Source organism: Micromonospora yongxingensis (genome assembly GCF_052601155.1).
The window spans coordinates 286094-307013 of record NZ_JBQXEO010000002.1; the positions used below are offsets into that span (position 1 = coordinate 286094).

The 20920-nt window shown below is 73.1% G+C and carries 22 protein-coding genes; 7 read left to right on the forward strand and 15 right to left on the reverse strand.

The window, feature by feature from the left end; all coding sequences use genetic code 11:
* Positions 1-22 precede the first annotated feature (22 nt).
* Together ACTWLT_RS04515 and ACTWLT_RS04520 are read left to right on the forward strand one after the other, a co-directional pair.
* Positions 23-1138 (forward strand): ATP-dependent DNA ligase, encoded by a 1116-nt coding sequence (locus tag ACTWLT_RS04515; RefSeq protein ID WP_445317251.1) that lies wholly within the window; start codon positions 23-25, stop codon positions 1136-1138.
* Positions 1139-1195: 57 nt separating this feature from the next.
* Positions 1196-2767, forward strand: a complete 1572-nt coding sequence (locus ACTWLT_RS04520) for an alpha/beta hydrolase (RefSeq protein WP_445317401.1) — start codon at positions 1196-1198, stop codon at positions 2765-2767.
* Here ACTWLT_RS04520 and ACTWLT_RS04525 read toward each other — a convergent pair.
* Positions 2694-3206: a potassium channel family protein gene (locus ACTWLT_RS04525; protein ID WP_445317252.1), complete on the reverse strand. Its 513-nt coding sequence runs from the start codon at positions 3204-3206 to the stop codon at positions 2694-2696. The genes ACTWLT_RS04520 and ACTWLT_RS04525 overlap by 74 nt on opposite strands.
* 74 nt (positions 3207-3280) lie before the next feature.
* On the opposite strand from ACTWLT_RS04525, the gene ACTWLT_RS04530 reads away from it, so the two are divergent.
* Positions 3281-3733 carry a GNAT family N-acetyltransferase gene (locus tag ACTWLT_RS04530; RefSeq protein ID WP_445317253.1) on the forward strand — a complete coding sequence of 151 codons (453 nt, stop codon included), beginning with the start codon at positions 3281-3283 and terminating at the stop codon, positions 3731-3733.
* A gap of 13 nt (positions 3734-3746) precedes the next feature.
* Here the strand turns inward: ACTWLT_RS04530 and ACTWLT_RS04535 are convergent, their stop codons facing one another.
* The 5 genes from ACTWLT_RS04535 to ACTWLT_RS04555 all read right to left on the reverse strand — a co-directional run bounded on the left by ACTWLT_RS04535 (position 3747) and on the right by ACTWLT_RS04555 (position 12396).
* Positions 3747-4478 carry an ABC transporter ATP-binding protein gene (locus ACTWLT_RS04535; RefSeq protein WP_445317402.1) on the reverse strand — a complete coding sequence of 244 codons (732 nt, stop codon included), beginning with the start codon at positions 4476-4478 and terminating at the stop codon, positions 3747-3749.
* 11 nt (positions 4479-4489) lie between these two features.
* Complete coding sequence (locus tag ACTWLT_RS04540; protein WP_445317254.1) at positions 4490-5485, reverse strand: ABC transporter ATP-binding protein; 996 nt, start codon at positions 5483-5485, stop codon at positions 4490-4492.
* Position 5486: 1 nt separating this feature from the next.
* Positions 5487-8189, reverse strand: coding sequence for an FtsX-like permease family protein (locus ACTWLT_RS04545; protein WP_445317255.1), 2703 nt, complete (start codon positions 8187-8189; stop codon positions 5487-5489).
* 49 nt (positions 8190-8238) lie between these two features.
* A complete protein-coding gene (locus ACTWLT_RS04550; RefSeq protein WP_445317256.1) occupies positions 8239-11424 on the reverse strand; it encodes an FtsX-like permease family protein in 3186 nt (1061 codons plus the stop codon).
* A gap of 126 nt (positions 11425-11550) precedes the next feature.
* The gene (locus tag ACTWLT_RS04555) at positions 11551-12396 is read right to left on the reverse strand and encodes an SDR family oxidoreductase (protein WP_445317257.1); all 846 of its coding nucleotides are present in this window, start codon (positions 12394-12396) and stop codon (positions 11551-11553) included.
* 214 nt (positions 12397-12610) lie between these two features.
* Between ACTWLT_RS04555 and ACTWLT_RS04560 the strand changes: the two genes are divergently transcribed.
* Positions 12611-13078: a MarR family winged helix-turn-helix transcriptional regulator gene (locus ACTWLT_RS04560; RefSeq protein WP_445317258.1), complete on the forward strand. Its 468-nt coding sequence runs from the start codon at positions 12611-12613 to the stop codon at positions 13076-13078.
* A 20-nt stretch (positions 13079-13098) separates the two neighbouring features.
* Here the strand turns inward: ACTWLT_RS04560 and ACTWLT_RS04565 are convergent, their stop codons facing one another.
* Genes ACTWLT_RS04565 through ACTWLT_RS04575 form a run of 3 tightly spaced genes read right to left on the reverse strand, consistent with a single transcriptional unit; the run spans position 13099 to position 13954 of the window.
* Positions 13099-13263: a hypothetical protein gene (locus ACTWLT_RS04565; protein ID WP_252416506.1), complete on the reverse strand. Its 165-nt coding sequence runs from the start codon at positions 13261-13263 to the stop codon at positions 13099-13101.
* Positions 13260-13475 carry a helix-turn-helix domain-containing protein gene (locus tag ACTWLT_RS04570; RefSeq protein ID WP_030336216.1) on the reverse strand — a complete coding sequence of 72 codons (216 nt, stop codon included), beginning with the start codon at positions 13473-13475 and terminating at the stop codon, positions 13260-13262. The genes ACTWLT_RS04565 and ACTWLT_RS04570 overlap by 4 nt, the downstream gene beginning before the upstream one ends.
* Entirely contained in the window at positions 13475-13954 is a 480-nt protein-coding gene (locus tag ACTWLT_RS04575; RefSeq protein ID WP_252416507.1) for a DUF2975 domain-containing protein, read from the reverse strand. The genes ACTWLT_RS04570 and ACTWLT_RS04575 overlap by 1 nt, the downstream gene beginning before the upstream one ends.
* A 116-nt stretch (positions 13955-14070) precedes the next feature.
* Here ACTWLT_RS04575 and ACTWLT_RS04580 point away from each other — a divergent pair, with 116 nt between their 5' ends.
* On the forward strand, positions 14071-15321 hold the full coding sequence (locus ACTWLT_RS04580; protein WP_445317259.1) for an HNH endonuclease signature motif containing protein: 1251 nt from the start codon (positions 14071-14073) through the stop codon (positions 15319-15321).
* 96 nt (positions 15322-15417) lie between these two features.
* Here ACTWLT_RS04580 and ACTWLT_RS04585 read toward each other — a convergent pair whose 3' ends face one another.
* The 3 genes from ACTWLT_RS04585 to ligD all read right to left on the reverse strand — a co-directional run bounded on the left by ACTWLT_RS04585 (position 15418) and on the right by ligD (position 18193).
* Positions 15418-16506 carry a hypothetical protein gene (locus tag ACTWLT_RS04585; protein ID WP_445317260.1) on the reverse strand — a complete coding sequence of 363 codons (1089 nt, stop codon included), beginning with the start codon at positions 16504-16506 and terminating at the stop codon, positions 15418-15420.
* A complete protein-coding gene (locus ACTWLT_RS04590) occupies positions 16503-17069 on the reverse strand; it encodes an RNA polymerase sigma factor (RefSeq protein ID WP_445317261.1) in 567 nt (188 codons plus the stop codon). The genes ACTWLT_RS04585 and ACTWLT_RS04590 overlap by 4 nt, the downstream gene beginning before the upstream one ends.
* A gap of 86 nt (positions 17070-17155) precedes the next feature.
* Positions 17156-18193, reverse strand: coding sequence for a non-homologous end-joining DNA ligase (gene ligD, locus ACTWLT_RS04595; protein WP_445317262.1), 1038 nt, complete (start codon positions 18191-18193; stop codon positions 17156-17158).
* A 47-nt stretch (positions 18194-18240) separates the two neighbouring features.
* Here ligD and msrB point away from each other — a divergent pair, with 47 nt between their 5' ends.
* A complete protein-coding gene (gene msrB / locus ACTWLT_RS04600) occupies positions 18241-18645 on the forward strand; it encodes a peptide-methionine (R)-S-oxide reductase MsrB (RefSeq protein WP_252416511.1) in 405 nt (134 codons plus the stop codon).
* Between the two features lie 48 nt (positions 18646-18693).
* Here the strand turns inward: msrB and ACTWLT_RS04605 are convergent, their stop codons facing one another.
* From ACTWLT_RS04605 to ACTWLT_RS04615, 3 genes are all read right to left on the reverse strand, one after another.
* On the reverse strand, positions 18694-19284 hold the full coding sequence (locus tag ACTWLT_RS04605; RefSeq protein ID WP_445317263.1) for a DUF305 domain-containing protein: 591 nt from the start codon (positions 19282-19284) through the stop codon (positions 18694-18696).
* A gap of 62 nt (positions 19285-19346) precedes the next feature.
* Positions 19347-20090, reverse strand: a complete 744-nt coding sequence (locus ACTWLT_RS04610; RefSeq protein WP_445317264.1) for a lytic polysaccharide monooxygenase — start codon at positions 20088-20090, stop codon at positions 19347-19349.
* A gap of 118 nt (positions 20091-20208) precedes the next feature.
* Entirely contained in the window at positions 20209-20484 is a 276-nt protein-coding gene (locus ACTWLT_RS04615; RefSeq protein WP_445317265.1) for an early set domain-containing protein, read from the reverse strand.
* A 155-nt stretch (positions 20485-20639) separates the two neighbouring features.
* Here ACTWLT_RS04615 and ACTWLT_RS04620 point away from each other — a divergent pair, with 155 nt between their 5' ends.
* Positions 20640-20900, forward strand: coding sequence for a metallothionein (locus ACTWLT_RS04620; RefSeq protein ID WP_252416515.1), 261 nt, complete (start codon positions 20640-20642; stop codon positions 20898-20900).
* The last annotated feature ends 20 nt before the right edge of the window (positions 20901-20920 follow it).

Genomic DNA, 20920 nt, shown 5'->3' on the forward strand with positions numbered 1-20920 from the left:
ACCGTCTGATTGACTGGTCGCCGTGGACCTGCCGATCAACCCTCCGGTCGAGCCGATGCTGGCCAAGAGCATCCCCAAACTGCCCACCACCCCCGGGGTGACCTACGAGCCCAAGTGGGACGGGTTCCGGTGCATCGTGTTCCGCGACGGCGACGAGGTGGAGCTGGCCAGCCGGGGCGGCAAGTCGATGACCCGTTACTTCCCCGAGGTGGTCGAGCAGGCCAAACGGCAGCTGCCCGAGCGGTGCGCGGTCGACGGGGAGCTGATCGTGATCCGGCGGGACGGCCCGGGCGGCAAGCCCCGGCTGGATTTCGAGCTGCTGGCCCAGCGCATCCATCCGGCCGCGTCCCGGGTGAAGCTGCTGGCCGAGACCACCCCGGCCGATTTCGTCGCCTTCGACCTGCTCGCCATCGGCGACGAGGCCCTGGTGGAGCAGCCCTACCCGCGCCGCCGGGAGCGGCTGGTCGAGGCGCTGTCCGGGGTCCGCCCGCCGGTGCACGTCACCCAGGTCACCACCGACCCGGAGACGGCGGCCCGCTGGTTCGACGTGTTCGAGGGCGCCGGGCTGGACGGGTTGATCGTCAAGCCGGCCGACCTGCCGTACGAGCCGGGCAAGCGGCTGATGTTCAAGGTCAAGCACGCCCGCACCGCCGACGCGGTGGTGGCCGGCTTCCGCTGGCACAAGTCCGGCCCGGTGGTCGGCTCGCTGCTGCTCGGTCTCTACGACGACGCGGGTGTGCTGCACCACGTGGGGGTGAGCGCCTCGTTCAGCATGGCCCGGCGGGCCGAGCTGCTCGACGAGCTGGCGCCCTACCGGGACACCGGCGGCGAGCACCCCTGGGTGCACGGCGACCACGAGCGCGGCCAGCGCATCCCGGGCGGCGTGAGCCGGTGGACCGGCACGAAGAACCTGGAGTGGGAGCCTCTGCGCCCGGAGCTGGTGGTCGAGGTGGGCTACGACGCGATGGAGGGCGAGCGGTTCCGGCACACCGCACAGTTCGTGCGGTGGCGGCCCGACCGCGATCCGAAGTCCTGCCGCTACGACCAGCTCGACCGTCCGATCCGCTTCGACGTGGACCAGGTGCTGCGCGGCGACCCGGCGGCCACCGTGGACGGGACCTCCACCGGCCCGGCGTAGCCTGGCCGTCGACTCGACCCGGAGGACCACGTGACCCGCACCGCCGACCAGCATCGGATGGCGACCAGTCGCCGGGTCCGTCGCACTCTGGTCGCCTTCACCGTGGCCGTGCTGCTCACCGCCGGCTGCACCCTGCCCGCGTTCGCCCCACGCACCGAGGTGGAGGGTGAGGCGGCGCCGACCGGCAGCTCGCCGACCTGGCGGGCGTGCCCGGAGGTGGCCGACGAGCTGGTCGGGCGGGGCGCACCGGACATGCGCTACGAGTGCGCCCGGGTCGCGGTGCCGCGCGACTGGGGCACCGGCGGCGGGGCGACCGCCGGCCCGGGCGCGGGGCAGACCTTCGAGATCGCCCTGCTGCGGGCCCGGTCCACCAAGCAGCGGGACCGGATCGGCTCGCTGGTGATCAACCCGGGCGGCCCGGGCGGCTCGGGAGTCGACACCGCCGTCTACCTCTCCTTCGGCCCCCAGTTCGGCGGGCTACCGCCCGCGATCACCGAGCGCTTCGACATCATCGGCTTCGACCCGCGCGGCGTGGCCCGGTCCAGCCCGGTCAAGTGCATCTCCGACGCCGATCTGGACGCCAGCTTCGGCTACGACCCGGACCCGACCAGCCAGGCGGGGTTCGACGGCTTCGTGGGGCTGAGCCAGCGGATCGGGCGGGGCTGCGGCGACCGGTACGGCGACCAGTTGCCCCTCTACGCCACCGAGCAGGCCGCCCGCGACATGGACGCGGTCCGCGCCGCCGTCGGCGACGACAAGCTCACCTACCTGGGCTACTCGTACGGCACCCTGCTCGGCGCCACCTACGCCCAGCTCTACCCGCAGCGGGTGCGGGCGCTGGTGCTCGACGGCGCGGTCGACCCGAAGCAGGGGCTGGTGGCCGGCTCGGAGAGCCAGGCCCGCGGCTTCGAGCGGGCCTTCGACAACTTCACCCGCTGGTGCGCGGCGACCGCCGACCGTTGCCCGATCGCACCGGACGCGCGCGCCGCCGTCACCACGGCCATCGACAAGGCCAGGGTCTCCCCGGTGCGCGGCGACGACGGGCGGGAGGCGACCGCTGGCTGGGTCTTCTACGCGATCATCTCGTCGCTCTACACGGAGTCCGGCTGGCAGGAGTTGGCCGGCGCGATCGACCGGCTCGCCGAGGGCGACCCGAAGGACGTGTTCCGGCTCGCCGACGCGTACGCGGGCCGGGAGATCGACGGGCACTACTCCAACCTGTTCGACGCCAACCTCGCCATCAACTGCGCCGACGAGACGGAGAAGCCGAGCCGGGCGCAGATCCGCCAGTTGCAGTCGCAGTGGCGCACGAAGTACCCGCTGTTCGGGCCGGCGCTGGCGGTCGGCATGCTGAGCTGCGTCGAGTGGCCGGGCACCCGGGATCCGTACCCGACCGGGCAGGCGAACGGCGCACCGCCGATCGTGGTGGTCGGCACCACCGGCGACCCGGCGACGCCCTACGAGCAGACCCCGCGGCTCGCCTCGATGCTGGGCGTCGGCCGGGTGCTCACCTGGGAGGGCGAGGGGCACACCGCCTACCCGCAGACCTCCTGCATCACCGCCGCGGTCGACGCCTACCTGCTCGAGCTGACCGTTCCCAGGGAGGGGCTTCGCTGCCCGGCCCGGTGACGGGCCGGGTCGGCGGCAGCGGCGGCAGTTCGATGCCCTGCCGGGCTGCCAACTCCTCCAGCAACGCCCGCATCCGCCGCACGTCGGCCTTGAGCTGTTCCTGCTCCTCGTGCTCGAAGGCGTCGTCGTCGACGATGAGCCTGCTCGCGAAGTGCGCGGTGATCAGGGGGATGACCAGCAGCACCATGGTCGAGATGAGCAGCGCGGCGAGGGTGCGGCCGGCCCAGCTGGTCGGCGAGATGTCGCCGTAGCCGACGGTGGACGCGGTCACCACCGCCCACCAGACGGCGTCGGCGGGGCTGCGGTTCTCGACCTCGCCGTAGATGACCCCCGCCACCACGATCATCAGCAGGTACGAGGTGATCAGCGTGCGCGGCGAGTTCGCGAACCACACCAACGCCCGGTAGATCCACCGGAACGGCAGCAGCAGGAGCTCCATGCCGCCCCATGCTGCCCGGTCCCGGCAAGTGGCACCGGCCCATTCGCCGGTTTCGCTGTGCCAGGCTCACCGGCATGACCGATGTGATCTACCGCGAGGCGGTCCGGACGGACCTGCCCGCCGTCATCGCCCTGCTCGCCGACGACGTCCTCGGCAAGGCCCGGGATTTCACCACGGTCGACGAGGCGTACGAGCGGGCGTTCGCGGACATCAGCGCGGACCCGCGCAACCAGCTGATCGTGGCCGAAGAGGGCGGCGAGGTGGTCGGCTGCCTCCAGATCACCTACATCCCCGGCCTCGGCCGGCACGGCGCCGAGCGGTCCCTGATCGAGTCGGTCCGGGTCCGCTCCGACCGGCGCGGCCACGGGCTGGGCCGGGCGCTGATGGTCTGGGCCATCGACCAGGCTCGGCGGCGCGGCTGCGCGCTGGTGCAGCTCACCACGGACAAGACCCGCCAGGACGCGCACCGCTTCTACCTGGGCCTCGGCTTCGTCGCCAGCCACGAGGGCATGAAGCTCCCACTCTGACCGCCTGCCCGGCTCACTCGTCGACCAGGCGCCCGTCGCGGAGGGTGAGCACCCGGTCGGCGAGGTCGATCAGGGCGGGGTCGTGCGTGGCCACCAGCGCCGTCATGCCGCGGGCGTGCACCACCGCGCGCAGCAGGTCCATGATGGACCGGCCGGTCTCCGAGTCGAGCTGGCCGGTGGGCTCGTCGGCGATGAGCAGGTCGGGCTCGTTGGCCAGCGCGCGGGCCACCGCGACCCGCTGCTGCTGCCCGCCGGAGAGCTCGTACGGGCGCTGCGCCGCGTGCCCGCCCAGACCGACCAGCTCCAGCAGCACCGCGACCCGCTGTTCCCGCTCCGCCGCCGGCACCTGGGCCAGCCGCAATGGCACGCCCACGTTCTCGGCGGCGGAGAGGATCGGCACCAGCCCGAACGTCTGGAACACGAACCCCACCGTGCCCCGGCGCAGCCGCAGCAGCTCCGCTTCGCCGGCCGCGGTGACCTCCTGCCCGGCGACCACCACCTGACCGCTGTTCGGCCGGTCCAGCCCTCCGACGATGTTCAACAGTGTGGTCTTGCCGGCGCCGGAGCGGCCCCGGACCGCGACCAGCTCGCCGCGGTCGGCGCTGAAGGAGACGTCCCGTACCGCGTGCACGGCGTGCTCTCCCCGGCCGAAGGTCCGGCTCACACCGCTGACCCGGACCACCTCGCCGGGGACGGCACCGGCCCGAGCCAGCCCGCCCGCCCCGGCCGCGCCGGTCACCACCATGTCCCGACGGCTCACGCCCGCTCCTCCCGCCCGTCCGAGGCCCGGTCACCGGGCCGTACCTGCACATGATCCGGCTCCAGATCGAGCCGGACCCGGTCCCGCAGCGAGAGCGCGTCGACGAACGCCGCCGGCAGTTGCATCCGGCCGGTCCGGTCGAGCACCGCGTACTCCTCGCTGACCAGTTCGGTGTTGCCGTCCGCGCCGACGCGTGCGGTCCGGCGTACCTCCGAGGCGGTCCGTCCGTCGCGGATCGCGACGGTCCGGCGGACCTGCGTGGCTACGGCGTGGTCGTGGGTCACCACCACGATGGTCACGCCCAGCTCCGCGTTGATGGTGCGCAGCGCCCCGAAGACCTCCGCGCCGGTCGCCTCGTCCAGCTCACCGGTCGGCTCGTCGGCGAAGAGCACCTCCGGGTCGTTGGCGACCGCCACGGCCACCGCGCACCGCTGCTGCTCGCCACCGCTGAGCTGGCCCGGTCGCCGGTCCGCGCAGTAACCCACGCCGACCATGTCGAGCAGCTCCCGGGCCCGCTCCCGGCGCGCCCGCCGCGAGCGCTTGCCGGCCAGCTGCATCGGCAGCTCGACGTTCTCCAGCGCCGTCAGGTACGGCAACAGGTTGCGGCCGGTCTGCTGCCAGACGAACCCGACCAGCTCCCGCCGGTAGCTCAACCGCCGCTTGGCGGACAGCGAGAGCAGGTCGTAGTCGGCCACCCGGGCGATGCCGGCGGTCGGGGTGTCCAGGCCGGACAGGATGTTGAGCAGCGTCGACTTGCCCGAGCCGGAGGCACCCACGATCGCCACCAGCTCACCCCGGTCGATGACCAGGTCGAGCCCCTGTAGGGCGACCACCTCCACCCCCTCGGTCTTGAAGATGCGCACCAGGCCGTCGCAGACGATGTGCCCGCGCAGGCGGTCCTGCCCGCCGGCCCGTTCGGCGGCGCGTTGCGCGGCCCGCTGTTGCAGCGCGGCCAGGTCAGGCACCAGTGGAGTCTGGGCGGTAGCGGTCATCTCAGCTCTCCTCTCCGAGCCGGAGCACCTCACCGAGGCGCAGCCGGCGGTTGTTCAGGGCCTCGACGGCGACCGCGAAGCCGAGGGCGACCGCCCCGAGCGCGAGCACGGCGGCGACCAGGCCGGGCTCGAAGGCCACCCGGACCGGAATGCCGCTGGTGAACGCGGACAGGCCGAGCACCGGGTTGAGCAGCAGCGGCAGCACCGCCCCGACCAGCGCCCCGGTCAGCACCGACACCCCGACCAGCGGGGTCAGCTCGACCAGCAGCAGACCCCGCCACTGCCGGCGGGACAGGCCGAGGGTGCGCAGCCGGGACAGCACCTGACCTCGGGCCCGCGCGCCGGCCAGCACGGTGAACGCGATGGCCAGCAACCCGAGCACGGTGCCGCCGACGGCGCCGGCCACGAACCCGAAGGCCAGCACCCCGTTCGCGCCGCCGTCACCCAGCTCCCGTCGGACGTCCGCCCGGGTCACGACCGTCACCCCGAGCGGTCGTTCCCGGCCGGTCACCGCACCGGTGCTCTGGTAGCGCGACTGCCCCTGGTCACCGGCCTGGCGCAGCACCTCGGCGTCCAACCGGTCCCCGGCGAGCAGCAGGCTGGTCGGTACGGGCGTGGTGTTCCGCGCGGGCAGCGCCTGCCAGGGCAGGATGACGAACCGGCTGGTGTTCGCCGGCAGCAGGGGGAAACTCTCCGCGGTGTCGGCCACCCGGAACTCGTACCGCTGGCCCTGCACCGAGACGAAGGCGGAGCCGTCCCGCCCGATCCGGGCCAGGTCGGCGGCGACCGCCGGGGAGACGACCGCGGGCAGCGGCCCCGGTTCGGCCCTGGCGGTCCGCAGCGCGGACGGCACCGGAAGGTCCACACCGGACTCCCGCGCCACCGTGACCAGGCCCGGGGCGTCGACCAGCAGCACGGCCGCCTGACCGACCCGCGCGTCGGTGCCGACCTCGTCGGCGGCCAGCCGATCGGCCGGCTCGTTCAGCACCCGCGTGGCGGCCCGGACCCCGGGCAGGCGACCCAACTCGTCGACGGTGTCCGGGGCGAACCGTTCGCCCCGGATCAGCGCGTCGGCCGGAACCGCCTGCTCGGCGGCCCGGTCCCGGCTCGCGTCGACGCCTGCGGCGACCACCGCGCAGAACGCCGCCGTGCCGATCGCCAGCACCACGACGACCAGCGGGGCGGCGACGGCGGACCGCCCGGCCCGCGCGGTGCCGAGGAAGGTCACGCTGCCCCGGGTGCGCGCGGCCAGCCGGCTGACCAGCAGCAACGGCCAGGGGTACGCCCGCAGCGCGAGCACCGCCGCGCCGACCGCGAACAGCACGGGCACCGAGACCAGCAGCGGGTCCACCTCGCCGAGGGTGAGGCCGCGCCGGCGCAGCAGCACCGTGGCGAGCCCGGCCAGCAGCAGCAGGAAGACCTCGACGGTGAGCCGGCGGGCCGACGGGCGTACCCGGACCAGGTCGCTGCGGGCGGCCCCGCCGGCCGGTACGGCCAGCGTGGCCAGCGGCAGCGCCAGGGTGACCAGCACGGTCGCCGCGATGGCGTACGGCACGGTCGGGTCCGGGGCGCCGGGGACAAGGGTTCCCAGCCACCAGCCCAGGACGGCGGCTATCGGTACCACCAGCAGCGACTCGGCGAGGCTGCGCCGGGCATCGGCGGTGGCCGCGCCACCGCGGGCGCGCAGCAGCGCGAACTCCGCGCGGCGCCGCCGGGCGGCGAGGATGGCCGCGAGCACGATGAGCCCGGCCAGGGTGGCCAGCACGCCGGCCGAGATCACCGCCAGCAGGGTACGGGCGGCGTTCACCTGTGCGGCGAACGCGCGCAGCGGAACGTCGACGCCCTGGGTCAGCGTGAGCGCGGGACTGCTGCCGCGCTGCAACTGCTGGAGGCCGTCGATCAGCTCGTCGAGTTGGCGCGCGTCGATGCGGTCGACGCCCAGCCGGTAACGCCAGTCGGAACGCACCGGCCAACCCGCCGCGGCCCGCTTGTCGATGGTCACCCCGGCGACCACACCCACGGCGATGAACGGTTCCCCGTCGCCGAGCGGTTCGGTGATCCGCAGCAGCGGTGGCAGCCCGTCCCAGATGCCGTCCGCACGGTCGGCGGGGCGGAACAGCCCGACCACCACCAGCGGGGACGCGTCGGTGAAACCGGTCTGGGTGGCCTTGCCGATCTGCAGTTGGCTGCCGGTCCGCAGGTTGAGCTTGCGGGCCACGTCGGCGTCGAGCGCCACCTCGGTCGGCCGGTCGGGGACGTACGTCTCGCTCGGCCACGTCCCCTCGACGAGGGTCCCGGCCTCCCGGACGCCGGGCATGGCACGCAGGCCCAGGTCGACCAGCAGGTTGCGCGCCTTCAGGTCGGGGCCGATCACCCGGGCCGGCGTGGCGTCGACGCTGTACCACCGCTCGGCCACCGCCGAGCGCACCTGCGGCGGCATCTGCTCGGCCATGGCCTCGAACTGCCCTCGGGCGCCGCCCATGACCGATGTCGTGGACGTGGTCACGACTCCGGAGGTGTACGAGAGGTCCCGGCGGGCAGCCCGCTCGCTGTTCAGCTGTGCCCGCAGGCCCTGCTCGGCGAGCCGGTTGACCAGCCGGGGCACACCGCTGACCAGCAGCGTGACCACCAGTGTCAGCACCGCCAGGAGCAGGAACTGCCCGCCGTACGCCCGGACCCGCCGGACGGCCGCACCGATGCTCATCGGGTACTCCCCCGTCGTGCCCGGTCACCGGGTCGCACGTCGCGCCCGCTCATCGTTCTCCCCCGATCCGCATCTGCACCGCCGCCACCCGCTGCCGGATGCCGGTGGCGATGAACGCGCTGAAGGCGAGCGCCGCCAGCAGCAGGCCGACCGCGGTCACGCCGATCGGCAACCAGGGCAACTCGAACGTCGCCGTGGGCACCGGCCGGCCGGCGGCCGGGGTGAGGATGACCAGCGGGGCCATGGTGGCCCCCACCGCGGCGCCGAGCAGCAGCCCCACCCCCACGCCGATGCCGGCGAGGAAGGTCTGTTCGGCGAGCAGCGCCCGGGCCAGCAGCCGGGGCGTGGCGCCGAGGGTGTGCAGCACCGCGAACTCACCCAGCCGGTGCCGGGCGGTGGCCCACACGTCGACCATGAGGCCGACCAGGGCGAGCAGCACCGCACCGAGCGCGGCGGCGAGCATGCCGGTACGCGCCCCGCGCCAGTACGGGTCCTCGGCGGCCGACTCGATCACCGCTTCGCGGTCGAGCACGGTGACGCCGGTCAGCTCGCTGGCCGCCCGGGCGGCGCTCGCCGCGTCGTCGGTGCCGACCCACCACTCCGGCACCGATCGGATCGTGCCGCCGCCCCGGACCAGCGCGTCGACCGCGGCGGGCAGGTCCAGCAGCACGCCCTCGCCGGCGGTGGTCGGCACGGACGTCAACTCTCCGACCAGCGAGACCGGCACCGATGCTCCCGAGAGCGCCAGCGTGGCGGTGTCGCCGATGTTCAGGCTCAGCGCCTCGCGTACCCCTGGCGTCATCAGCACCGGGACCGCCGCGATCTGCCCGCCGGGCACGATGGCGAACCGGGTCTGCGGCTGGAAGGCGAACTGACCGCCCGGAATCAACTCCACCGGTAGTTGGGCGGCGACCCCGACGGCGCTCGACTCCGCCCGCTGGGATGGCTGGCCGCCCCGCCTCATCACCCAGTCGCCGGTCAGCTCTGTCGGACGGGCTGTACCGTCCGCGCCGACCAGGGCCAGGCGATCGACCTCGAGCCGGTACGAGGTGCCGGCGGCCGGTCCACCGTCGGCCTCGAACCCGGCCAGCCGCAGCCGCGCCCCACCCACGTCCGGCAGCCGCACGGTGAAGGGCATGGTCCGGCCGTCGCTGGGTGCGTCGACCGCCGGCAGCCGGAAGGCGAGCCCGTCGGCGCTGGTGACCAGTAGCGCCACCCGGACCCGGTGCGGCCGGACCGCACCGGACACCGGGGTGCGGACCGTGCCGGTGATCGCGCGATTGTCGGCGGGTATCTCGAGTCCGCCGGGGGCACCCCGGGCCCCCACCATCCGCCGATACTGCTCCGACGCCGGTTCGTCGCTCAGCCGCTCGGCGAGCCGGACGACGCCGGCCGCGCTGGCCGCGTCGAGGCCGATCACCGTGATCGGCAGGTCCTCGCGTCCGACCCGCACCTCGTCGCGCCACGCCGGCAACGCCCGGTCCACCCCGGGTAGCGCCGCGATCTGACCGGCCCGGGTCGGCGGGGCGGAGCCGGCACGCTCGGTCACCCGCAGGTCGGCGCCCACCGTGTGGCCCGCCTGCTCGACCTGGGACCGCTCCCCCGTGCTGATCAGGGACCAGGCCAGGGTGCTCCCGCCGACGGCGAGGGCGAGCAGCAGCACCGGCCCCGCGTGCGGACGCCGGCCGGCCTGCCACATGCCGAACATCGTGGCCGTCCAGGGGCGCCGGTCGACGAACCGCTCGGCGAACCGGGTGAGCGGCGGGAGCACCCGCAGCGCCAGCACGGCGCCGGCCAGCACGCCGAGCGTCGGGGCGGCGATCAGCAGCGGGTCGATCCCGAGCCGGCCGCCCGAGCCGGCGAGCGGGGAGGCGTACCGGCGCAGCTGCACCCAGGCGAGCACGGCCAGCGCCACCAGCACCAGGTCGACGCTGGCCCGCTGGACGCTCGCGGCCCGGTTCGGCCGGGAACGGGCGGCCATGTCGGCGACGTACGTGCCGGAGCTGCGCAGCGTCGGGGCCACCATGGCCACCAGGCAGCCGGCCGCGGTGGCGGCGGCAGCCGCCCAGACCAGCGTGGTGTTGCCGCCGGCGGTGGAGAGTTCCCCCGATCCGCCCGGCCGAACGAACCGCAGCGCCTCCAGGGCGATCACCGGCCCGAGCAGGGCGGCCGGCGCGACGACCAGGGTCGCCTCGCGGGCGGCGAGGCCGGCCAACTGGCGGCGGGCGGCGCCTCGGGCGCGGAGCAGCGCGGTCTGCGGGCGGCGGTCCTCGTGCAGCAGCGCGGCGACCAGCACCAGCGCGTACCCGCCGAGCACCAGGATGAGCAGCAGCGGGGTGGCCAGCGCGGAGCGGCCCACCAGGTCGGCGCGGGCGATCCGGTCCAGCAACCGGTCGATCTTGGTCGCCGTCTGCCCCGACGTGCCCAGTTCGGCGGCCTCCGGCACCGCCGAGACGGCCGCCGTCATGGCCGCCCGCACGGCGGGCAGACCGGAGGCGTCGACGCCCGCGAGGTCCGGTTCGGCCAGCCAGGACGCCGACACCGCGCCCGGGAACGTGGCCGTGAAGTCGGCCGGGTCCAGCACGAACGGCCCGTACGAGGTGGCCGAGCCCACGCTGCCCGTGCCCACCCCGGGGGCCAGCAGCCAGTACGCCTCGTCGGGGTCGCGGGGGCGCCAGGTGCCGGCGAGCACCACCTGGCTCGCCTTCTCGACGGACCGGTCGCGCAGCGGGACCCGGTCGCCGGCGGTCAGGCCCAGCAGGGCGGCGACCCGTTCCGGCAGACTCACCTGGATCGGGCTCACGCCGGGGCGGGGCCACGCCCCGCTGGTCAGCTCGGCGTGCGCGGCGAGGTCATCGAGGGTCGTCAGGTTCGCGAAGATCGGCTCGTCGCTGGTGCGCGGCACCGACCCGAGGTCGCCGGTCAACTCCCGGCCGGTGCCGTACCGGGCCGCGGCGACGGTCACCGGGACCCCGGCGAGCCCGCCGGCGAACTCCGCCCGGACCGCCCTGTCCCGGGTGGCGAACTCGGCGGCGTCGCGCCCGCCGGAGCCGCTGACCAGCAGACCGCGTTCCTCGGCCGGCGAGGCCGCCACCAGCGCCCGCTGCCCGGCGTCCACCGCGCGGCGGTTGTAGTCGGACAGGCCGGTGACCAACGCGACGGCGACCAGGGCGGCGAGCACCGCGGCCACCAGCAGACCCCGCGCCTCGCGGGCCCGCCTCCACACCAACTTCATCCGACGCCTCCCCTGGCCCTGGTGGACCGACGACCTTCAAAACAGGCCACCCACCGGGAAAGGTTCGCGCCCGTTACATGATCGTTATTACGGGGAGAGCTGGCTGGGCCCCAGTCGCGACCCTGATCAGGCGGCGGCGAACTGCTCCTGGTGGTCGCGGACGAACTCGGCGATGCTCCGCGGCGACCGGCCGGTGACGCTGGCGACGTGGTCGTTGCTGAAGTCGCCCCACCCGGAGCCGTAGGCGGTGCGGTATTCGGTGAGAACCTCCGCGGTCCATTCGTCGAGCCCAGCCTGGAGCAGGCCGTCGAGGGTCTGCTCAGGACTCTGCGGTACGTACCGCACGGGTCGTCCGAGCGTACGGGTGAGTTCCTCCGCCGCCTGGTGCAGCGAGATGCTCTCCGGGCCGGTCGGGGTGTAGATCATGCCCTCGTGCCGTTGGGGTGCGGCGAGGATCTCGGCCGCGACCGCGGCGATGTCTCGTACGTCGACGACACCGACCCGGCCCTCGCCGAAGATCCCGTAGAGCTGGTCCCCGGCCAGAGTCCCGAGCATGTTCTGCATGAAGTTGCTCGGTCGCAGGATCGTCCAGGCGATGCCCGAGTGCTGCAGTTCGGCGTCGGAGAGCGCGTGCAGCCGGCCGTTGCGGGTGGGGGCGTCGTGCGCGGCGCCGATCGCGGAGAGCCGGACGACGTGCCGAACGCCGGCGTGGCGTGCCGCCCACAGCGCGTTCATGCTCTGGCTCGGCGCGAGCGGGCCCATCGCGGTCAGCAGCCACAGCGTGGTCACTCCGTCGAAGGCTGGCGCCAGGGTGGAGGGACGGTCCAGGTCACCGACGACGTAGTCGACACCGTCGATGTCAGGTACGCGCGACCTGTCCCGAACGAGGGCCCGCACCGACTGCTTGCCGGCGAGTTCCCGCAGCACCTCCCCGGACACCGTTCCGGTCGCTCCGGTTATCAGGATGGTCATGGCTTTCCTCCCGTTACGCGGGCCGTGATCCGGCCGCGGCTGATCCGCCACAGGTCTGCGGTGGGGCACCGGTGCCGCTCCGGGGTGGACCGGTGAACCGACGGGCTCGTCCGCCGGCGCACCGGTCGGGCCTACTGTCATGCAGGTCCGGAGCGGTGGTGCCGCCGACGACGATATAGTCCAACTAATGGACTGTCCAATGATTGGACTAATCATGAGACGCAGCACACGCAAGGAACAGGACCCGGACCTCGGGATCCTGGCCGTCCAGCTCTCCGCACGGGTCCAGCGGGAGATCTTCACCCGGGCGGCCGAGCACGGCTTCGCCGACGTCAGACCCCGCCACGGTGCGGTACTGGCGTATCTGGACGCCGAGGGCACCCGCCCGGGGGAACTGGCCCGGCTCGCCGGGAGGAACAAGCAGACGATGGGCGCGATCCTCGACGAGCTGGAGCGCCTGGGCTACGTCCGGCGCGCACCGGACCCGGCCGACCGCCGCGCGAAGCTGATCATTCCGACGGAGCGGGGCCTCGAGTTCATGGAGCTCTCCGACGGCCTGGTCGACCTGATCGAGCAGAACCTCTCCGACACGCTCGGCCCGGACCTCTACCGGGAGTTCAGAACGGCGCTGAGCCGTGGCGTGGCCAGCCTGCCCGCGACCGGCCACGACACCGAGAGCTGAGACCGCGACGCGGTGTACCGCTACCTGCCGCGTCGGAGGGCCCGCACGCCGAACACGATGGCACCGACGACGAACAGCACGCCCAGGAGCTGGAGGCCCGGCGAGTCGTCGCCCTCTCCGTACACGATGCCGGCGACACCGAGCGCGACGGCGAGGACGGCGGCGATCACGATGAGGTACTTCACGGGGTTTCCTCCTCGACCCACTCGAGCAGATCACCGGGCTGGCAGTCGAGCACCCGGCACATGGCTTCCAACGTGCTGAAGCGGACAGCTTTGGCACGGCCGTTCTTGAGCACGGCCACGTTCGCCGGCGTGAGCCCGACGCGCTCGGCGAACTCGCCGACGCTCATCTTGCGTTTGGCCAACTCGACGTCGATGCGGACGACGATGGGCATCAGATCACCGCTTCCATGTCGGTGCGCAGCGTGGTGGCCTGCCGCAGCAGCGCCCGCATCACCACCATCAGGAGCCCCAGCACGGTGACACCCGTCAGCATCAGGAACAGCAGGAGCGGCAGCCCCGGGTCACCCGCGTTGAAACCGACGTAGAGGAAGACGCCCACGAGCACCACCCAGGCCGCGCCGATGGCCCAGACGATCGCATCCACCCACTTCAGCGACACCTCGGTGAAGATGCGGTCGGCCTTGACCAGGCCGAGCAGCTTCCAGGTGGCCACGATCACCACCTGGACACACAGCAGCCAGAACACCGTCACGACGGTCGCCGGCCACCGCAGATAGGCAAAGTCCGGAGACTCCTCGGCCATGTGGGCGAACTGCCCGGGCAGCGAGAAGGTCTGAAACAGGACCAGGATCCCGAACAGCAACACGAGGAAGACCTTGAGAGCGGGGACCGCTCGATGCTCTGTCACCATGCATCGAGTTTCGCTCGCTACCTATCGAAAGTCAATAGGCTGCGGTTGGGTCGACGAGGATCGTGCAGGATCGGTTCTCGTGCGGATCTGTCGTACACGTGTTCTATTCTGCGTTCGTGATCGATGAGTTGGCGCGGGCGGAGAGCGCAGTGGCGGCAACCGCCGGTGCCGCCACCTGGGCCATCTCGGAGCACGACCTCATCGCGGCGATCGACGCCACGCACCGGCTTCAGCAGCGGTTGGCGTCGGTGCAGTTGGCCGCGGTGCGGGAGTTGGATGGTCGCGGCACAGCAATGGCGCAGGGCGCGTCCTCGACGGCGGTGTGGCTGCGCGACCGGTTGCGGCTCAGCGTCTCCGCCGCCCGCCGGCTGGTCGACCTCGCCGCGTCGGTCGACGCGGCTCCGCCCGGCGTGCGTGACGCCCTGGCCAGCGGCGCGGTCAGTGGGGAGCAGGTGCGGGTCATCGCCGACGCGGTCGCCACCGTTTCGGCGTCGGCCGGTGTGGAGGTCGCCGACAAGGCCGTCGGTGTGCTGGTCGAGTGGGCCGAACAGTTCGACCCCTCCCTGCTGCGCAGAATGGCCACCCGGATCCTCGATCACGTCGCCCCCGACGCCGCTGAGGAGGCCGCCCGGGTGGCACTGGAGGCCGAGGCCTGCCGCACAGCCCGGGACCGACACGTGACCCTCTCGGAGCAGCCCGGAGGTCGCCTGCGGCTCGCCGGCACCCTCGACGCGGAAGCCGCCGCACTGCTGCGCGCGGTCATCGATCCGCTCACCGCGCCCTCGGGGCCCGGCGACAGCCGCACGCCCGGGCAGCGCCGCCACGACGCCCTCGCCGATGTGTGCCGGCTCGCCCTGCGCACCGGTGAGCTGCCGGAGCACGGGGGCGATCCCGCCCAGATCGTCGTCACCACGAGCTACGACCGGCTGACACGGCATCTGGACGCCGGCTCTCTCGACGTCGGCTTACAGCTCACCCCCGACACGGTGCGCCGGCTCGCCTGCGACGCCGCCATCCTGCCCGCCGTGCTGGGCGGCAGCGGTCAGGTTCTCGACGTGGGCCGGCAACGCCGCCTCATCACCGGTCCGCTCCGTCGTGCCCTTGTGCTGCGCGACCGTGGTTGCGCCTTCCCCGGTTGTGACCGACCCCCGCGCTGGTGCGCCGCCCACCACATCCGCCACTGGGCGGACGGCGGTCCTACCAGCCTCGACAACGCCGTCCTGCTCTGCGGGCACCACCACCGACACGTCCACCAGTCCGACTGGGCCGTCCATCTCGGCGACGACGGCCACCCGGAGTTCGTCCCGCCCGCCTGGCTCGACCCCGACCAGCTACCCCGCCGCAACCACTACCACCGGCGAACGTGATCGACGCGACCGCCCCGCCACCGGTGATCCTCTATTCGGCAGGGCGCCGAGGATCCATTGATCCCCAGCGCCCCACCCCAAAGCCGCTTCGAACGGCTACTCGCAGCCGAGGGCTCCTTGGTAGCCAGCGGGCGCCTTACCGGCGGCCACCTCGTCGGCGGTCTCCCAGAACACCTCCGGCCAGTCGCCCTCGTCGTTCATGTCGTGCAGCACCTTCCAGGTGTGGCTGCTGCGCAGCGCGTCGCTGGCCCGCTTGAGCGCGGCGCTGTCGCCCGCCTTCTTCGCGCGCAGCCATTCGGCGATCCACCCGCAGCCCACCCGGCTCGTCACCCCCGCGCCGAACTGGTAGGCGTCGTTGGTGCCGAGGGTGCCCAGCGCGGCCCTGTCGAAGCCCGGCGGCAGCGGTACGTCGGCGAGCACCTTGGCCGCCTGTTCGTCCACCCGGCCGGGCGTGACGATCTCCGCCGGAAGCGCGGCCAGCCAGGTACGCGCGTCGACGCGGACGACGTCGGCGAGAACCGCGTCGAACTCGCCACGCGTCCAGGTGCCGCCGGTCCGCAGTTCGACGAAGGAACCGTCGCGGGGTCGGAGCATGACCGCGAAGTCGCTCGCGCTGTACCGGAACAGCTCGGCCGGCCAGCCGTCGACCTGCACCGGCTCCGGCTTGCTGACGTGGAGCCGGTCCTTGTGGTAGCCGTCGTACTGATCCGCCGGGTACCAGTTCATCTCCAACTGCCGTCCACCGTTGGTGAACGCGATGGTGCCCACCTTCTCGGCGAACCCGTAGACGGTGGTCGCCTTCCAGCCTGCCTGGTCGATCAGCAGTCGCGGGCTCTCCTCGGCGGCCTTGAGGACCATGGCCGAGTAGGAGATCGGCTCGGTCGCCGTGGAGGTGGCACCGGTGGCCGGAGACGCCTCGTCCCCTCCGGACTGATCGGCCTTCGTGATCGAGACTGCGAAGACGACGGCGAGTACGGCGGCCGCGACCCCCGCACTGGCGAGGCCGCTCATCATCGTTCGGCGCGCCCGGAGGCGCTTGCCCGGCGGTTCGGCGACGGGTTCCAGGATCGGCGCGGACATGATCTCCTCCAGGAGGTTCTCTTCGGCCCCGTCGAGGTGCGCGACGACATCGCGTCGGTACGGGTCGGCGTCTCGGACCAACCGGTCAAGGTGCTCGTCGGTCATCTGCCCTCCTCCGGGGTTCGTGTTGCCATGACGTCGAGTACATGTCCGGATGGGCCGAGGTCGTCACCGACGAGGTTCCGCAACCGGGCCCGGGCACGGGACAGCCGCGTACGGACCACGGCGGGGCTGACCCGAAGGACGGTGGCGACCTCGCGCGGCTCCAGGCCCTCCCAGAAGGTCAGCATCAGCACGTCCCGGTCCAGCTCGCCGAGCCGGGCCAGCGCGGCGCGCACCGTGAGCCGTTCGGGTACGTCGCTGCCCGGGTCGACGGCGATGGCGAACCGCAGCCGTTGCTTCAACCGTTCACCCAACCGTCCCCGGCGCGCCCCACCGCGGTGGTGGTTGGCCAGCACCCGCCGGGCCACGCCGTGCAGCCACAGACGCACCTCGGGCTCGGGCGGCATCTCACGGGTGCGCCGCCAGGCGACGAGGAACGTCTCGGCGACCACGTCGGCCGCGTCCTCGGGCTGGTCGACGCGCCGCATCGCGTACGCCAGCAGCGGCTCGAAGTTGTCCGCGTAGATGCGTCGGAAGCGGTCCTCGTGCTCGGTCCCGGAGCTCACGTCTACTCCATGTCCGGATCGGCGCCCGTCGTGACGGGGCCGATCCAGAAATCGCGACGGTCGCCGGCCGGGGCGGATCGCGAGCGTCAGGCGGTGTCCTCGCCGGGTGTGCGCTTGGCGCGGCTGGGCTGGACCCGCTTGGGCTCGCCGGGCATCTTCGGGTGGTCCGGCGGGTACGGCAGGTCGCCCTGGCCGGCGGCGGCGTCCCGCTCGGCCCACTCCAACAGTGGCGTGATGTCCCACGGGGTCTCGTCGATGCCGGCGTGCGCGTCTCCCCGCTCGGCGAGCCGGGCCGGGACGGTACGCAGGTCGAAGTCGTCCGGGTCGACGTCGGGCAGCTCGTCCCAGGTGACCGGGGTGGAGACGGTGGCCCGCGCGTTGGCCCGCAGGGAGTAGGCGCAGGCGATCGTGCGATCTCGGGCCATCTGGTTGTAGTCGACGAAGACCCGGCTGCCGCGCTCCTCCTTCCACCAGGCGGTGGTGACGAGGTCGGGGTGGCGGCGCTCGACCTCCCGGGCCAGCGCGATGGTGGCCCGGCGCACCTCGGTGAACGTCCAGCGCGGCTGGATCCGCAGGTAGACGTGCACGCCACGGCCGCCGGAGGTCTTCGGCCAGCCGGTGGCGCCCAGCTCGTCGAGGACCGCGCGGACGTCCCCGGCGGCCCGCGCCGCGTCGGCGAAGTCGGTGCCGGGCTGCGGGTCCAGGTCGATGCGCAGCTCGTCGGGGCGGTCCACGTCGGCGGCGCGCACCGGCCACGGGTGGAACACGATGGTGCCCATCTGCGCCGCCCAGGCCACGTGTGCCAGGTCGGCGGGGCACAGCTCGGCCGCGCTCCGGCCGCTCGGAAAGGTGATCTCGGCCGTGGAGACCCAGGGCGGCACCCCTCGGGTGGGCACCCGCTTCTGGAAGAACATCTCGCCCTCGACGCCCTCGGGGAAGCGTTGCAGCGTGGTGGGCCGGTCCCGCAGGGCGCGCATGATGCCGTCGCCGACCGCGAGGTAGTAGTGGAAGACGTCCGCCTTGGTGAAGCCCCGCTCGGGGAAGATCACCCGGTCGGGACTGCTCAGTCGTACGGTGTGCCCGGCCACCTCGACCTCGGCGACCGCTGCCTTGGTGCCACCCATCCCGCGACCTTATGCCACGCCCCCGACGTTGGACGTACCGTTGGGGCGTGAGTCTTGACGACAACGAGCTGCCCCAGACCGAGGACGAGTGGCGGGTCCGGTTGACCCCCGAGGAATTCCACGTGCTGCGGGAGGCCGGCACCGAACGCCCGTGGACCGGTGAGTACGTGGACACCAAGACGTCCGGCGTCTACCACTGCCGCGCCTGCGGGCTGGAACTCTTCTCCAGCGACACGAAGTTCGACTCGCACTGCGGGTGGCCGAGCTTCGACGACGCCATCCCCGGCCGGGTCAAGGAGATCGAGGACCGCAGCCTCGGCATGGCCCGTACGGAGATCCGCTGTGCCCGCTGCAACAGCCACCTCGGGCACGTCTTCCACGGCGAGGGCTTCACCCCGAAGGACACCCGGCACTGCGTCAACTCGGTGTCGATCCGGCTGGAACCCCGCTGAGCTGAGCGGCCACCGCGCGGTGGCGGGCGCGCCGACGGCGTACCCCGGTCACCGCCGCGCGGGCGGCTGGCCGGTCAACAGCCCGACCTCGGCGGTCCGGGACTGCTCGATCCGCCGGGCCAGGTCGCGTACCCGCTCGCTGCCACCGACCTCGACCTGCGCCCGGGCCAGGTCGGCCGCCGCCCGCTGATGGTCGGCGAGCACCTCGCGCAGCACCCGGTCGACGTCGGCGTCGGGCGCGGCCCGCAGTCGGTCGAGCGCGGCGTCGTCGCCGTGCCCGGCGTGGTGGTGCACGGCCGCGCTGGCTCCCGGACCCGCCGTGGGCAGCCAGCCACGCATGGCGGACAGCTCGTCGGCCTCGGTCGCCTCGATGGCGGCGGACAGGGTGCGCAACGTGTCGTCGCGCACCCTGTCCCGAGCCAGCCGCACGATCTGCAGGGTCCGCTCGCTGTGGCCGACCATGGTGCTCAGGAACACCACGTCGATGCCGCTCATCGCGTCCCCGGCCGCCGCCGACCCGGCCGGGGAGCCGACCGCCGGTTGCGGCGCGGCCGACGGGCCTGCCGCGGGCGGGCCGGCACAGGCGGCGTTGAGCAGTAGCGCGGCGAGCAGGGGCGCCAGCAGGGTTCGGCGTGTCATGCCGGGTGCTCCGATCAGCGAGGGATGGCGGCACGGGTGCGACCGGGGTCGCACCCGCGCGGTCAGACCTGACTCCAGAGCGCCGGCACGTTCGGCGGCTCCCACCCGGGGATCGCGGTGTGGGCCTGCCGGCAGCGGTACGTCGCCCCGCCGTAGGTGGCCTGGTCACCGACCTGGTACGCCCGGCCGGCCGTCCAGGTGCCACCCGGCGCGGGCGGATTGGTCGGCGTGGCCGTCGGGGTGGGCCGTGGCGTGGGGGTGGGGGTCGGGGTCGGGGTGGGCGCAGGCCCGCCGCCGCCGCCGATCTGCACGTCGATGCAGGAGTAGAAGGCGTTCGCGGTGTCGGAGATGTTCCAGACCGCGAGGATCTTCTGCCGGCCCGAGAAGCCGCCGAGGTTGACGTTGTGCGAGACGGTGGCGCCCGGCTGCTGGCCGTTGCCGTTGACCGAGGCGACCCGGGTGTTGCCGATCCAGTACTCCCAGTTGCTGGTCGCGTGCCGGGCGGTGTTCACCCACGTGAAGGTCAGCGAGCTGCCGACCGACGTGGCCGGCCAGCCCCGGCTGTCGTCGTTGAGGACGGCGAACTGGGCGATCCCGGCGTTGCAGCTGCGCAGGCCCTTGGGTCCCTCGACGCTCTGCGGCTCGTACTTGATCTGCCCGCAGTCGGGCACCCGGCCCTGCGCGCAGAGCGCCTGCCGGCTCGGTGGGGCGGACACGTAGCCGTGCGCCTGGGCGGGCGCGGCGACGGTGAGGGTGGCGGCGACGGCGCCCGCCGCCACCAGCGGGACGGTGATTCTTCGACGCATGGGGGCAGCTCCTTCTTCAGGTCCGGTGGTGCCCCCAAAGGTAATTTAAACTTTGTTAACAGTAAAGACCCCCATCAATAAATCCATCGATGGTGACGAGTTTTTCGTCAGCGCCGGATCAGAGCCGGAGCAGGCTGCCCCGCTCGTCGACCTGGTCGGCCGATTCGTCGTCCAGCCAGACCCCGCCGCTGGCGAGGTAGCGGAAGCGGTACTCGCCCGGCCCGAGCTTCACGGTCACCGTCCGGGTGCCGTCGCGGCGGGTGACCAGCTCGTGCCGGCCGGGCTCCCACCCGTTGAAGCAGCCCACCACGCTCACCGGGCCGGGCGGGGCGTCCCGGGGCAGACAGAAGGTGATCCGGGTCTGGTTGCCGAAGAGTCTGTTGCGCTTGATCATGGCGATCCTCCGGGGTTGCGGCCGTTCATCCGGCCTAACGGACGACACGCGGGAGCCGACACGCCGTACCGCCCGGTCGGCTCGCGCCATTTCGCCCGCCACCGCCCCGCAGTGGGGGAACCTGATAACACATGTCCTGATACGGGGGGTTTTCCGTGGCAACCTGCGAGGTCTGCGGCAACGACTACTGGATGGCGTTCGAGGTGCGTACGGTCAGCGGCGACGTGCACACCTTCGACTCGTTCGAGTGCGCGATCCACCGGATGGCACCGATCTGCGAGCACTGCCAGATCAAGATCGTCGGGCACGGCGTCGAGGTCAACGGCCGGTTCTTCTGCTGCGGGCACTGCGCCCGCTCCGTCGAGGGCGCCGAGGGCGCCGAGATCCGGGACGCCGTCGGGGCACGCCCCGTCTGACCCGCCCCTCTGCGGTACGG